Raw genomic sequence first — 14,207 nt, 5'->3', positions numbered from 1 at the left:
TACTCGATGATTCACCACCGTTCCAACTTGAAATTTACATCGACATTCCGCGCTTGCTGTGCGGTGTTGCTGGTGATTGCGTTGGGAGGCTGGCAGAACGCGAAGGCAGAGGAACTCTTTGCTGCGCCGGAATCGGTGGCGACACCCTCACCAGCTGTTCGGCCACTGCCGGCTATTGAACCCGTGACGGGCAAGAGTGCACAACCTACGACTGTTGCCAGACCCGATGAATTTTGGGCTTTGCCACCGGTTGGCAACATCGCGGGGCATCGTTCTTCGATTTTTCCATGGTGGACGTATTCGCCATTGCAATCTTCCCTCTTTCTCGACTTCCCTGCAGTGACTCGGCCAATCGTTGGTCCGCCGCTACTTTTCCATGGACCGCAGTGCCAACCGGCACCTGGCTTTTCGCCTCCTCCGAGTGCACCTGGTTATATGCGCGGACCGACACGCTATGGCATTACCTCACCGATTGCCCCTGCAGTGGTCTCGGCGCATGCACCTCCGTGGGAGCGATTGCCGACCCCGGCGGAGCTCGACGGTGGCATCATGGTAGTTGGCAAGCAGTGTCACGACCCACGTAGCTGCAGGGCTCAGTACAACAGCGGCGACTTCTCGCCGGACCCCTATTATGGCCAATTCGGTTGGGATTCGTGCGGCGAGTTGGCCATCTATGGCGGAAAATACATGAACCCTATTCAACGTCCCGCGATTGAATGGGGCCTACCCTTCTACGAAACGGGCCCCCTGCCCCGCTCCGGGACGGCATTTGGCTGCACGAATCTGACGCAACAGAAGTTCTATGTGTATGGCGACTATCGTTCCGCTCTTGCTTACAACCAAAACGTTGCCAACGAACAAACGATCTGGGCGAACCGACTCAATCTCGAATTCGACTGGGCCATCACCGCCACCGAGCGAATCCACATGTTCATGGGACCGTTGGATGAGGGGAACGAATTCAACAGCATCATCTATGACAATGGCCAGTTATCCACCAACGACGCCTGGGACTTTTGGGATCAACGCACGGACACACTCTTCTTTGAAGGAGATCTGGGCTATATCATCGGCGGATTCACCGACCAATATGCCTCGTTCAATTTGCCGTTTGCCGTGGGACTGATGCCACTGTTGTTTCAGAATGGTGTCTGGATGGAAGACGCCTTTCTCGGTGTTGCCGCCACGATCCCGGCACGCAATAATCCTCTGCTCGATTGGTCCAACTTTGACACCACTTTGTTCGTCGGCCTGGACGAAATTACCAGCAACATCGCATTCGATGGAGACAACCGGGCAGCGAACATGGTGGGACTCACCACCTTTATCGAAAGCAAAGGTGGTTACGCTGAGATTGGTTACGCCTTTCTCGACGACACCGAAAATCTGGGCCGCAGTTATCACAACCTTGGCGCGAGCTATACGCGTCGCTATGCGAATCTTGTCTCCAACTCGCTGCGGATGATTGTCAACGTGGGGCAAGATCTGCCGCAGGAGGATCGCACGGCTGATGGCTTGCTGCTGTTGGTCGAGAATAGTTTCCTAACTCGAAATCCATACAACGTGATTCCCTATGCAAACTTTTTTGCTGGCTTTGGACATCCCCAATCAGTCGCACGTCTGCAGGGACCACTCAAGAACACCGGCATCAACTTTGAGAGCGATCTGTTGACTGGCTATCCCACCCTCGATGCCACCGGCAACAACACCTTTGGCGGCGCGGTGGGTATCGATCTCTTGGGCAACTGCTTCGAACAGCAATTAATCCTCGAAGCCGCCACCGTGCAGGTGATGGATTCGCCAGATACCCGCGTCGCCGTCGGTGACCAGTATTCCGTGGGACTGCGGTTCCAAAAGCCGCTGAGCCATACGCTCATTTTCCGCACCGACGCGATGTATGGCGTGTTTGAAGACAGTCCCGACATTGCCGGGGCACGAATGGAGCTGCGGCGGAAATTCTGATTTAGCGGTTTGCTAGCCAACGGCTGAGAATAGTTGGCGGTTGGAAGCTGCTGTAATATGCGGAATCCCATCATAGGACGACATCTATTTGCACTCCTGATTGCCAAATTTGGAAAAATCGGTTCCGCAAGGACCGTTTTTCTTGCTCCCCTTGCATCTCGTGACTAGGCTGTAAGGAGGGCGCGTCTCGGGCGCTCTTCAGCTCTTGTCTTTATCTGCAACTCTCGAGGCTTCACGATGATTCACACCGATATCTTGGAACTGGCGATGGAAGGGTATATTGAGACAGCGATCGAAGCTGCCGATGCGCGAAATAGCGACTTTGCAGCAATGGTGGGTTGCCAGGCGAGGCCGGATCAAGATGGAGTAGCAGGGTTTCGAGAACAGTGCGAACAGTTCGGAGAGTTGGCCGGCCGACTACGACAATGGCAATCACGGCTAGCCGAAGACCAGGAATTGGATCGCAACGACAAGCAGCTTCTTTTGGCGGATTTGCGACTGGTACTGGTCGGAGTTCGCATCGCTGCCTTCGACGTGGGACTCTATGCCCGCGGGGCAGGAATGACCGATACCGAAATTGCCGACGAGCTTGGTAAGTACGCCCGCTTAGATAGTCAGCTTCGCCAGACTATTCTGCCGCAACTCAAAAATGATCTGGGTGTGAGCGATACGCAGGTGTTGTAACTCGGCTATTCTTGTGTTTCTTCACTCTGCTTTGTAGACTCTTCGCGCTCCATTGTGCATTGCTGCCAATGTGAGAGGCGCTCCCCTTCGGGTTGCGGCCGAACCTATTTTTTAGGCTGCACTTTACAATGGGGCCTACCCTGGAGGAGCGGTCCCTGCGATGCTGCGGTGGAGTTGCTATACTCTTGCCATCTCGCTTTGCAAAACCTCAAATGGAGGCAGTTTCGTGATCTGCTATTTGTCTAGAGCGTACTTCTTGGTTTCGGTCCTATTTGCTACAAGTGTCAATGCCTGGGCTGCCAAGCAACCAAATTTTTTGGTTATCCTAGCAGATGACCTGGGGTATTCCGATCTGGGCTGCTACGGTAGCGAGATTTCGACTCCGAATCTGGACGCACTTGCTGAGAATGGATTGAAGTTCACTCAGTTCTATAATTGCGGCCGCTGCTGGCCTACCAGAGCTAGTTTGCTATCAGGCTATTATCCCCAACAAGTAGGACGGGATGCCTTGCCGGGCGTTGACAACAATGCACGTAGTCGAGGAAAGCGTCCTTCCTGGGCACGGTTGCTTCCCCACATGTTGAAACCTAGGGGATATCGCTCTTATCACTCCGGCAAGTGGCACATCGACGGGAGTCCAATGGGGGGAGGATTTGACCATTCGTATTACTTCAACGACTACGATCACTATTTCACACCAACACTGCACTACTTGGATGACAGGCAGTTGCCTGCCAAATCGCTCACCGACAATTTCTACGCGACCACCGTGATTGCCGACTATGCGATTGAGTTTCTGAAGCAGCATGAAGAGCAGCATCCCGATCAGCCATTCTTTGAATATTTGGCTTTCATCGCACCCCATTTCCCCTTGCAAGCGCCGGCAGAGGACATTGCCCGGTACCAAGGTCGCTACGGTTCGGGATGGGACGAACTACGCAAGGAGCGTTGGGTTAAGATTCAGAAACTGCTGGGGTTGCCGGGTGAGCTTTCGTCGCTAGAGCCGGAGATTGGGCCTCCTTATGATTTCCCCGAAGCCATCGAACAGTTAGGGGCGGGTGAGGTTAATCGTGAATTGGCATGGGATAGCTTGACCACAGAGCAACAGGAGTTTCAGGCTGCTAAGATGGAAATTCATGCCGCGATGGTTGATCGTATGGACCGCGAGATAGGGCGCGTGATCGATCAAATTCGTGAGATGGGCCAACTGGACAACACGGTGATCCTGTTCTTCTCCGACAACGGGGGAAGCGCGGAGATCATGGTGCGCGGGGATGGGCATGATCCAGAAGCGATGCCGGGTTCGCAGGATTCGTTCTTGTGTTTAGGTCCTGGTTGGTCCAGCGCATCGAATACCCCGTTTCGACGGCACAAGACTTGGGTTCATGAGGGAGGAATTGCCACCCCGCTCGTCGTACACTGGCCAGATGGAATTCATGCTTCGGGTGAGTTACGCCACACACCCGCCCATGTAATCGACTTGGCTCCTACCATAGTTGGGCTAGCAGGAGGTGAGTGGCCCAGCGAGTATGCTGATGAGCATCTTCCACCAAATCCCGGGCGAAACTTGGCTGCCGCGTTGGGTACCGATGTGATTATCCCGCGAGACGCCCTCTGGTGGTATCACGAAGGGAATCGGGCTCTGCGAAAGGACAATTGGAAAATCGTGGCTGCCAAAGGGGATCCATGGGAATTGTATGATCTTGGCACTGATCGCGCGGAGAATCATGACCTGGCTGAAGAGAATCCCGAGATGGTCAAAAAACTGAAGGCCAAGTGGATTGAGGTGAGGGAGGAATTTACTAACTTGCTGCAAGCGCCCAATACAAAGAAGTAGCAGAATACAGAAAAAGTAAAGCAAGATATCGCTTCCGTTCGGAGTGCGGCTTAACGAGGAGATGGGTTTCTGAGTTGGAGTTGGTGCGCTATACTGGGCGGACTTTTTGCCAACTTCTTCTTTTATTCATTTACACATGCCTCTTCTTTCGCCGCTGTGGATTCTCGTGCTGGGTATTGCAATCGTCGTGGGGATGATTGTCGTCCTGAGGCTCCATGCCTTCTTTGCCATGGTGACAGCGGCCATCGTCGTGAGTTTGCTGGCTCCTGGCGAGGCAGTCGAGAGGATCAGTCGGGTGGCGGAAGCGTTTGGAGTGACTGCGGGGAAGATAGGCATCCCGATCGCGATGGCTGTGGTGATCGGCAAGTGCATGCTTGACAGTGGAGCGGCAGACCGACTTGCACTAGCGTGCCTGCGATTGTTTGGACAACAGCGGGGGGGCCTTTCTCTCACTGCCAGTGGGTTCGTGCTTTCGATCCCCGTGTTCTTCGATACGGTGTTCTATCTGCTGTTTCCGATTGCCAAGTCGATGCATGAACGGACCCAGAAGAACTATCTGAAGTATCTGCTGGCAATCGGGGCGGGTGGCACAGCGACGCATACCTTGGTGCCTCCGACGCCGGGTCCGCTGGCTGTGGCAGATAATCTAGGTGTGGATATGGGGCTCATGATTCTCATCGGCATGTTGGTAGGAATGGTGGTTGCTCTGGTGAGCCTCCTGTATGCCCACTGGATTGATCGAAGATTGATTTTAGGCAATGCCGCTGATCAGGGGCCACTGGGGCACGATCATGCAGAACCGGATACGCCCAAACCAAGTTTGTGGACCGCATCGCTACCGATCACGTTGCCGATTCTGTTGATCACGGCGAATACCGTTGTTAGTCGTGCGGAGTGGGATTCAGAAAACATGCTTGTTCAAGTGTCTGCGATCTTGGGCAATCCTCTACTGGCCATGATGTTGGCCGCGACTGCGGCAATGTGGGTGTTCCGCCGTCAGACAGGTGCCGATTCGAAAAGGGTTTCAGAACTTTTAGAGACTTCGCTGATGGATGCGGGACCGATCATCTTAATCACCGCGGCTGGCGGGGCTTTTGGAGCAATGCTCAAAGAGGCCAACGTCGCTGAAGCGATCCAGACATTGGCTTCGGGGGACAGTCAACCCGTAACAGGAATCGCCCTCTTGTGGCTCGCTTTTGGAATCACCAGCATGCTGAAAATCGCTCAGGGTTCTACGACGGTGGCCATGATTACTGCCAGTGGCATGCTGGCAGCGATGACCGTCGATATGGAACTGGCCTACGACAAGGTGTACTTGGCAGCTGCGATCGGTTGTGGTTCGATGGTAGGGGTGTGGATGAACGATAGCGGCTTTTGGGTTTTTTCTCGTATGGGAGGACTAACACCACGAGAGGCGCTGAAATCATGGTCTCCTATGCTGGCCCTGGCGGGGATCTCGGGAATGTTGTTTACCGTGTTGCTGGCGAATGTGATGCCTTTGGTGTGATAATTGCTGAGAACTTAGAGTCGAGAGTCGAGAGCCAGTCATGAAAGCGCTACTGCTTACTGAGCCGGGGAAGTTGGAAATTTCGGAGTTGGCAGATCCGGTGGCAGGCGCTGATGAGGTGTTGGTGCGGGTGGCGGCTTGTGGGATTTGTGGAAGTGATATCCATGGTTTTGATGGCTCGACGGGAAGACGAATTCCGCCGCTGGTGATGGGACATGAGGCGGCGGGGACGATCTCTGCAGTTGGATCGGCGGTGTCTGACTTTCGCGAAGGGGATCGGGTTACTTTTGATTCGACGATCTCCTGTGGGAAGTGTGCCTACTGCCAGCAGGGAAAAATAAATCTGTGCGACGATCGGCAGGTGCTCGGAGTATCGTGCGGAGAGTACCGGCGACATGGGGCTTTTGCCGAGATGGTGGCGGTGCCGGCGCGGATTCTTTACCGGTTGCCTGATGATTTGGTGATGGAGCATGCTGCCTTGCTGGAAGCTGTGTCGGTCGCAGTACATGCGGTGCGGCGTTCGGAATTGGTGCGAGGCGAAACGGCAGTCGTGGTTGGCACGGGCATGATCGGATTGCTGGTCGTGCAAGTGCTCAAACACTACGGATGCAGTCAGGTGTATGCCGTGGATCAAGATCAACGGAGGTTGGAATTGGCCCTCGCACTGGGTGCTGACGAAACTATCTTGGCAAGCGAGGATGATCTCGTGGACCGACTCATTGAGGCCCACGACGGCCAGGGATTGGACCATGCGTTTGAGGTGGTGGGGATCACAGCAACGGTGCAAACGGCAGTGCAGGCAGTGCGCCGCGGGGGGACAGTGACCTTGGTGGGAAATCTCGCCCCGGAGGTTGCCTTGCCTTTGCAAGCCGTGGTGACGCGTGAACTCACACTGCGTGGCACGTGTGCCTCGAGTGGCGAATACCCGGAGTGTCTGGAACTGATCGTATCGGGTGCAGTACAAGTTGCTCCACTAATCTCAGCGACAGCAAATCTCGATGAGGGCCCGGAGTGGTTCGAACGATTGTTCAATGGTGAACCTGGACTGATGAAGGTGGTGTTGAAACCATGAGTGATGCGATGACAACAAATCTGTTTGATCTGACTGGCAAAGTAGCCATCGTCACAGGTGCCAGCAGAGGATTGGGGCAATACTTCGCTCGAGCGCTGGCTGGTGCGGGGGCTGACCTGCTGATTACCAGTCGACAGCTTTCATCTCTAAGTATTTTTCAAAGTGAGTTAGTGACATCAGGTTGTCGTGCGGTTCCCCTGGAACTTGATGTAACTGAGTACGGCAGCATCGAAAACATGGCGAGCGCTGCATTCGACGCTTTTGGCAAGATTGACATCTTAGTGAACAACGCCGGCTGTAATATTCGCAAGCCGGCGCTCGATATCACATGGGAAGAATGGAACACGGTTCTCGACACCAACCTGCGTGGGCCGTTCTTCGTCGCGCAAGCGGTCGCCAGGCACATGATTCCCCAGCAGTCGGGGCGGATCATCAATATCGGGTCGGTCACTTCCGTGGCCGGCTACGCTGGGCTGGGACCCTACTGTGCGAGTCGCGGCGGCATCAAACAACTCACAATGAGTCTGGCCGACGATTGGGGACGCCACGGGGTTACTGTGAATTGCCTCGCGCCGGGGTGGTTCAAGACGAAGCAGAATGAAGTGCTCTACGAAGACCCCGAGTGGGTGGAATACCTCGTGGACCGCATCCCACTCAAACGACCGGGCGAGCCGCACGACTTGGATGGGGCACTCTTGTTTCTTGCTTCAGATGCGAGCCAGTATGTGACGGGACAGACGCTGCTGGTCGATGGCGGGATATCGACCGGGGCGACACGTGCGACGAGAAAGTGATCATTGGTGCTAGAATATCCGCGCCTTGCTTCATCGAGCAGGACTCGACTGCCGCATCGCGGTTAACGCACGTGATAGCGGTGACATTGCGTGCAGCTATCGCCTGCGGCATTGGGAGTGTGGCATTCGGCGCAGTCTTGGCGGGTTAACTCGTGGAACTCGGGAGTGAACTTGTCGGGATCAGTTTGGGTGTAGGTGTCCATCACCTTGGCCGATGCATTCATTCGGTGACAGGCGGTGCAGTCAGCCAATTCGGCTTGCATAACATGCGGGGCGTGGGAGAAGACGGTGAACGGGGTACCGTGTTCGTTTGATTGCTTGGCAAACCAATTGACTTTCAACTGGCCTGAATCTGAGCGATCGATGCTGTGGCAACTGCCGCACATGCCGACGGCAGTTGGTTTCATCGCTTGGTCAAGCAATTTATTCGCGGCAGTATTGTGCTCGCCTCCGCTGGCTTCTGCCAGAATGTCGATCCAGGCAGTTAGAAAAGCGTCGGCATGTCCCGTGGGGCGATAGCGGAGACTGAGCGTTATGGGATCAGTATACCAACCTCCTGCAGTAACTCGCTCGGGGTTATTGCCTTCTGAGGAATCGCCGTTTTCTCCGCCTAGCCAATCCTCGGCGACGACCGCAATGCTGGCGGGCGAGAGATGCGCTGTGGCGGCCGCTAGTTCGGTGGGAGTGACGGATCGACCTAGTAGTCTCTCCAGTCGTGTGCCGATAGCCGCTTGGCCTTTGGTTTGTAGATCGGCAATTAACTGTTTGGTGGCGTCGATGAGGTTTGCTGCTGCCGTCAATTGTACGGGGTCATTGGGATCGATGTCGTAGAAATCAAAGTCGGCTCCTAGCGTGTCTATTGCCTCGGCGGCTTGAGCATCAACTAGTAACAAGAGTTTCGTGAACAGGGGAAGTGCGCCGTCGAAATCTCCCATTGCGTTCTCGGGCCAAGGTCCAATGTCGTGTTCTGCTGCTTCCAATGAGTCAACGTCAATCATAGGCAGCGAGATTGCGGGTACACCCGTAGCCCAACTTGCTTGGATCTTACTGTCGTGACACTTTGAACAGGTAGATTCGTAGTCAAGCGTTTCCTGGAACCCTCCGCTGGGATCCTGACGATGGCAGTCGCTGCAGGAGAAGGAATGTTTCTCTGCGGGGAAATGCTTTGCTTCGTGGAGAGCATGATCGAAGGCGATTCGCGTGCGTCGATGTTCTGGCCAATTGTGGAACTCGGGATGGTCGGTGGCAAAGCTATGGAATTGATTGCGGTGGCATGCCTGGCATGAACGGTCGCTGATCGCAGTTAGGTTGTGCTGTGGGCCAAGGTGTTCTTGATGGCAAGTGCTGCATGCGATGGCGGTGGTAGGATCGCGGCAACGGGTGAAATTCGTCTCGAAGGAACCCTTATTAGCCGTGGGCGGTAGCCCTGGGTCGTGATGATCGGGCTCCGACTCGCTCTGGGCGAGCAAGATGAGAGGATCGATATTATGTGCCCAAAGCGCCGCCTCGAGAGGGAAGTCGTTCTTGTGGCATTCCATGCAAAGCATGCTTTGTGTTGGAGTGGCGAGAGCGGGGTCGGCTATATGGGCCAGCCACTCGCTCATCGTTTGGTTTCCGGCGGCGTGGCAACTGGCGCAACGGTTCGTCTTGTCTTCGCCCCGCTCCAATAATTGGGCATGATGCACGGAGAGCTTTCCTGGCGCAATCATTTCGTTCCGCTTGTTGCTGCTCAGCAGAAGAAAGAGCGCACCGAAGGTCGCCACTAGACAGCCAACGACGAATCGACCCCGCTTTGCTCGGAGCGAACGCACCGGATGACACTCATAGCGAAGGCAACACCCGCCCTCAGGAGTTGGTCCCCTTTCACATTCTCCACCGCGGAGCGGCGAGCGATTACAATGCCAGCGGTCTCCGTCACGAAGTGGATGGCAGGCGGCTGACTGGGGACAATGTCCGTTCCCACCGGGACCCAACGGACATGAGGGGCCCACTTCGGCCAGACCGCAGACCCACTTTTGATTGGGGCGTTCGTAGTTGTCTCCCTGTTCGAGGGTGAGCGGTTCTCTCACAACGCTCCCCCGTAGAACAAATGGGCAAGCCAACCATGAAGACAGGCAATCAAAAGTAGTGGATACGTGAGGCCGATATGCACAAAGAGCCAGGCCTTGAGACGCCACTGCATAGCGGCGTGGAAATCCAAATCATCGCGGCGACGGATCAGAGCGAAAAGTTTCTCGCTAGCTTTTCGCTCAGGTTCTGAGAGATAGCGAGTGACCTCGGTCAATTCTGCAAGTAATCTCTTTCGTACACTGCTGGTGGGCCGAAGCCAGTAGTAGAGGCCACGTGGTTTTTCTAAATAGCCTTGGACACGCTGTGTGTAAAAGTCGCCTAGGGTCTCGCTGCCGGTGCTGCGGACCGTTTCCAGAACCGCCTCCTGGGCACGTGTTTGAACCTCCGTGCGCAATGCAGGGATACGCTCGTAGAGAAACTCTTCACTCACGCGCGCTAGCTTTGGCGGGATGGTACGTGTCCAATAGAGCCCTATGAGGCCACTTACAAACGTCACCACGTACATAAGAGAAAGCGTGGTTTCCAGGTAGCCACTGGGGAATCGCCAAACGATATGAGTGCCAAACACTATGGCCGAAAAGAGAGCGATGTAAATGTGTGCTTGCAACCAGCCTGCCGAGGTAGTCCAGGCAAGCACGGGGAGTTTCTTGCGGGTGTTGTACAGTGCGAGAAACGCAATGCATCCCAGCAATAGATAGCCGGTCGCAAATCCTGGACTTTCCAGCCGCCCTGCACTCCACCAGGCGTACCCCACGACCGCCATGGCAGCGACTAGCGTCAAGACGCTGTTTCGTAGTCTCCGACTAGCGAACGAATTCATGGCACTCTGGAATATAAAACTGTGAGTCGATCTTCCCAGCCGGAGGGCCACGCCCTACGGGTTCCCGGACTGCGTGGCAGTCCGGCTAAGCAGGATCGACTAGCAACGTCCTCTGGAGTTTCTAAGGTACCTTGTCGCGGTAGAACTGCGAAGAGTGGTGCGGTTGAGTTAGCAGCTGACCCAGTCGGAAAGTTGACCTAAGTTACCCAAATGTTTGTCGTTGCCCCAATGTGCTGTAATGCAGTGAATTCAAACGCAGTAGGAGGTCAAATTGTGGCCCGACTGTATGATTGCTCGTGGGTATCGTCCTGTATCCTTCCTAGGGGGCGATTGCGATGATTTCGGCAAATCATCGATCTGTAACAATTGCACTGTAAGGGATTTTCGAAGTGTCGGCGGATTTTAGCCAACTACTGTAAGTACAGCGGATTGGGCCGCCGCCGCAATGAATCAAATAGAGTAGGTGGCAGCCCCATCCCAAGCTTTTCTCGATACTTGGAACGGATAACGCCTATGCGCGACGGCGTTACCCCTTAGCAATTGGAGTCTGATGCATCGACGGCAGACTCCAAAGAGATTACAATAATAGAGGAAGAGCTTTGCGATGTTTCATTCAAGATCAGAATCTGTGATTAGCGAGCGCAATGGCGTTCGGGATTGTAAGCCACAGACTCTTCCTCTCTTTCTTAAGGCGGGAACCCTCCTAATTCTCTCTAGTTGTCTGGGTGTGCCACCAGCCGTATCGTCGCAGCTGGAGACGTCAACCAACACCGAGACTGAAGTGCTCGTCTATGGCAAGGAGCAGGAGATTGTCGAGGCGATAGAGAGGAGTCGAGATGCTCAGGTCGTTGATACTTTTCCTAACGCTCTTGACTACACACTCTCGGTTCTCTTGGCTCACGCGTATCCAGTGCAGAAGACGGAGGAACTTGTGCGACATACCATTGACGCGGTTTGCAAGGAAATCGAATCGCTGGGGCATACCAACATCCCCGCTTCTCAACGCAACTCCTGGGTAGATACTGCTTCTCAGACCAAGAGCTTCGAACTAGTCCTCAACGAGATTGAGGCGATTGCCGACGGTGAGGTGAAGCGAGACCAACTGGTCAACGCGGGCCTGCCTGCGATGCTCAGTGCCACTGGATCAAAGGTTGCGGGAGTACTCGGCGTACCTCAAGCGGAATGGCTTACGAACTTGATTGAGGCGCGCAGCAAGCCGAGTGAAGAGCGTGGATTGCTCGGTATAGATGCCAGCGACTGGCCAACCATCAAGGTCTTGCCTGACACCCTCGCTGCTGAGGCGGGGTTACGGGATGGCGATGTGGTTCTGCGGGTGAATACCAAAGACGTCGCCGAAATAAAAACAATTGCAGATGCTTTGAGGTCCTTAAGAGGTGCTACTGGGACTAACTTGAGCATGACGATCGAGCGAGGTGCCCAAACGCTCACATTTAACATCCGCAGAGAGTCCGCTGCGGAAAGGATCAAGGCGAGTGTGATCGACCCAGGAATTGTCTACATCAAGATTCCCGATTTCGAAGGATCCGGAATTGCAATGCGGGTAAAGAATCTTGTTCGCGAACATGTGACTCTTACAACGCCAGCCATCATACTCGACCTACGAGACAATAGTGCTGGTCGCCCCGAAGAAACAAACGGCGTGGCTGATATCTTTCTCGACGAAAAGTACCTCCAGATTTTTCAGTTCAAAAACGGTAGGCGGGTTGCGTTCAAGTCAAAGCCAGGATCTTTAATCGTTCGAGTCATTCTGCTGACGAACCAAAACACGGCAAGCTGTGCTGAGATGCTAGCGCTGGCCCTGCATGACAATCGGCGGGCCACAGTGATTGGCCAGACTACGGCAGGGGCTCTTTGCGGCAAGGAATTTGAGAAACTCGCCGATGGTCGGATGATCACCTTTCGAGGCGAACCGACCGTGCTATCTCCAACGGGCCAAGACTATTCAGAAATCGGATTTCCTCCAGATATCGTGGTTGATGTTTCGGAAGATTCAAACGAAGATGAAATTCTCGCGCGTGCTATCGAGTTTGTTCGCTCTGCTGAACGGAAGGACTTATCCCAGAAGCCCACACGTTGAGTTAGACTCATCTATATCGGCATCTTAGGAATCGATAGAATATCACCTTGCTTATTCCAAATATACTAGAAGAATAAGAAATGGCACGACTTAAATCAGGTCAAAGATACGCATTGTTCTGGTGCTATTCCCTTGCCATCACTCTCGTGCCGACTTTCTCATTCCCTGTCGAAACAGCCACTTCGGCTGACGATGTTGCGGCTCCCGAAACCAAGCCAATCATTGCTCGCATCGAGACTTTTGGTTTGCGTTCAGTATCACAGCAGGCGGTCATCAAAGCTTCGGAGTTGGAAGTTGGAGACAATCTCGCGAACATTGCCGGTGATGAGATAAACGTGGCTGAGGTGATTCGTCGAATCGAAGCTGTCCCCGGTGTACACAAAGCGAGTTTTGCAGCAATCTACGGCATGTTGCTCAAAGGTGACAAGCTTGGCATGGTTGTGTATCTGGGCATAGTAGAACCGGGGATTCAGCAATTGGAGTACAAGCAGGCACCAAGTGGAGCCGCAACTCTTCCTTCTGAAATACTGGCAGCGAATAGCAGAATGCAACAGGCATTTGCAAAGGCAGCAGCGAGCGGCCTGTTTGGCGAAGACCGAACGATGGGACATTCTTTATCTGAAGACTCTGACCTTCGAGCTGCTCAGCAAGCATTTGTTCCACTCGCTCAGAAACATTGGAGCCGATTGGTTGATGTCTTGCACACCTCACATGACGGAAAGCAAAGAGCAATCGCTGCTCAAGTGATCGCCTATGCACCAGATAAGTTGCAAGTAGTTCACGAACTCGTCGCGGCCATGAGCGACTCTAATTCGACAGTGCGTAACAACTCAACACGTGCCTTGTCTATAATTTTCGAAATTGCTGCATCTCACCCGGAGGTATCGCTGAATCCTCCAATAGAGCTGGTGCGAAATGCAGTTAACTTGCTCGACTCCGTGGATTGGTCTGATAGGAACAAAGCGGTTGGCTTACTCTTGAACCTAGATGGAAGCCAAGTTGTCTTGCGGCAAGTAAGGAAGAATTCCATACCGAGCCTGATTGAAATGTCGAATTGGCAAACGGTACACGGGTCTATGGCATTCATGCTGCTAGGTCGGTTGGCAGATTTGACGCACGAGGAATCTCAGCAAGTTTGGAATGACAATAAACAGGCCAGTGTCTTTGCTCGTGTTCACAGTCTCACGACGAGCAGCAGGGAATAAGGACCGCCAATGGGGTGTAAACCTCCTATGCCATCTACTTTCGGAGTTACCTAGCGCGACACCTGGCCGCAACCCAAAAGTGCCATTGTGTACGCCGAAGGTGTTAAACTCCACAGCCAGAGGCGCGCAGCGCATCCTGGGTTAGCGATTTAACACCG

General features: G+C 54.1%; 10 protein-coding genes. 8 read left to right on the top strand and 2 right to left on the bottom strand.

From position 1 onward, the window contains the following. The first annotated feature begins 6 nt into the window (after positions 1 to 6). The 6 genes from Pr1d_RS01765 to Pr1d_RS01740 all read left to right on the top strand — a co-directional run bounded on the left by Pr1d_RS01765 (position 7) and on the right by Pr1d_RS01740 (position 7,856). A complete protein-coding gene (locus Pr1d_RS01765) occupies positions 7 to 1,962 on the top strand; it encodes a hypothetical protein (protein ID WP_148071911.1) in 1,956 nt (651 codons plus the stop codon). Positions 1,963 to 2,199: 237 nt separating this feature from the next. Then, complete coding sequence (locus tag Pr1d_RS01760) at positions 2,200 to 2,646, top strand: hypothetical protein (RefSeq protein WP_148071910.1); 447 nt, start codon at positions 2,200 to 2,202, stop codon at positions 2,644 to 2,646. A gap of 316 nt (positions 2,647 to 2,962) precedes the next feature. Continuing rightward, positions 2,963 to 4,483 carry an arylsulfatase gene (locus Pr1d_RS01755; RefSeq protein ID WP_238476613.1) on the top strand — a complete coding sequence of 507 codons (1,521 nt, stop codon included), beginning with the start codon at positions 2,963 to 2,965 and terminating at the stop codon, positions 4,481 to 4,483. Positions 4,484 to 4,619: 136 nt separating this feature from the next. Continuing rightward, positions 4,620 to 5,990: a GntP family permease gene (locus Pr1d_RS01750; RefSeq protein WP_148071908.1), complete on the top strand. Its 1,371-nt coding sequence runs from the start codon at positions 4,620 to 4,622 to the stop codon at positions 5,988 to 5,990. Positions 5,991 to 6,030: 40 nt separating this feature from the next. Then, entirely contained in the window at positions 6,031 to 7,062 is a 1,032-nt protein-coding gene (locus Pr1d_RS01745; protein WP_148071907.1) for a galactitol-1-phosphate 5-dehydrogenase, read from the top strand. A gap of 8 nt (positions 7,063 to 7,070) precedes the next feature. After that, positions 7,071 to 7,856 carry an SDR family NAD(P)-dependent oxidoreductase gene (locus Pr1d_RS01740; RefSeq protein WP_148071906.1) on the top strand — a complete coding sequence of 262 codons (786 nt, stop codon included), beginning with the start codon at positions 7,071 to 7,073 and terminating at the stop codon, positions 7,854 to 7,856. A gap of 62 nt (positions 7,857 to 7,918) precedes the next feature. Here the strand turns inward: Pr1d_RS01740 and Pr1d_RS01735 are convergent, their stop codons facing one another. Both Pr1d_RS01735 and Pr1d_RS01730 read right to left on the bottom strand, forming a co-directional pair. Then, complete coding sequence (locus Pr1d_RS01735; RefSeq protein WP_148071905.1) at positions 7,919 to 9,925, bottom strand: hypothetical protein; 2,007 nt, start codon at positions 9,923 to 9,925, stop codon at positions 7,919 to 7,921. Continuing rightward, complete coding sequence (locus Pr1d_RS01730; RefSeq protein ID WP_210417854.1) at positions 9,922 to 10,707, bottom strand: hypothetical protein; 786 nt, start codon at positions 10,705 to 10,707, stop codon at positions 9,922 to 9,924. The genes Pr1d_RS01735 and Pr1d_RS01730 overlap by 4 nt, the downstream gene beginning before the upstream one ends. Before the next feature lie 643 nt (positions 10,708 to 11,350). On the opposite strand from Pr1d_RS01730, the gene Pr1d_RS01725 reads away from it, so the two are divergent. Together Pr1d_RS01725 and Pr1d_RS01720 are read left to right on the top strand one after the other, a co-directional pair. Beyond that, the gene (locus Pr1d_RS01725) at positions 11,351 to 12,844 is read left to right on the top strand and encodes a S41 family peptidase (RefSeq protein WP_148071903.1); all 1,494 of its coding nucleotides are present in this window, start codon (positions 11,351 to 11,353) and stop codon (positions 12,842 to 12,844) included. A gap of 80 nt (positions 12,845 to 12,924) precedes the next feature. Then, positions 12,925 to 14,049, top strand: a complete 1,125-nt coding sequence (locus tag Pr1d_RS01720) for a hypothetical protein (protein ID WP_148071902.1) — start codon at positions 12,925 to 12,927, stop codon at positions 14,047 to 14,049. The last annotated feature ends 158 nt before the right edge of the window (positions 14,050 to 14,207 follow it).

The sequence above is a fragment of the Bythopirellula goksoeyrii genome, from assembly GCF_008065115.1.
Classification (GTDB): Bacteria; Planctomycetota; Planctomycetia; order Pirellulales; family Lacipirellulaceae; genus Bythopirellula; species Bythopirellula goksoeyrii.
The sequence above is the reverse complement of the archived record's forward strand: the minus strand, read 5'-3'. Positions and strand labels throughout refer to the sequence as shown.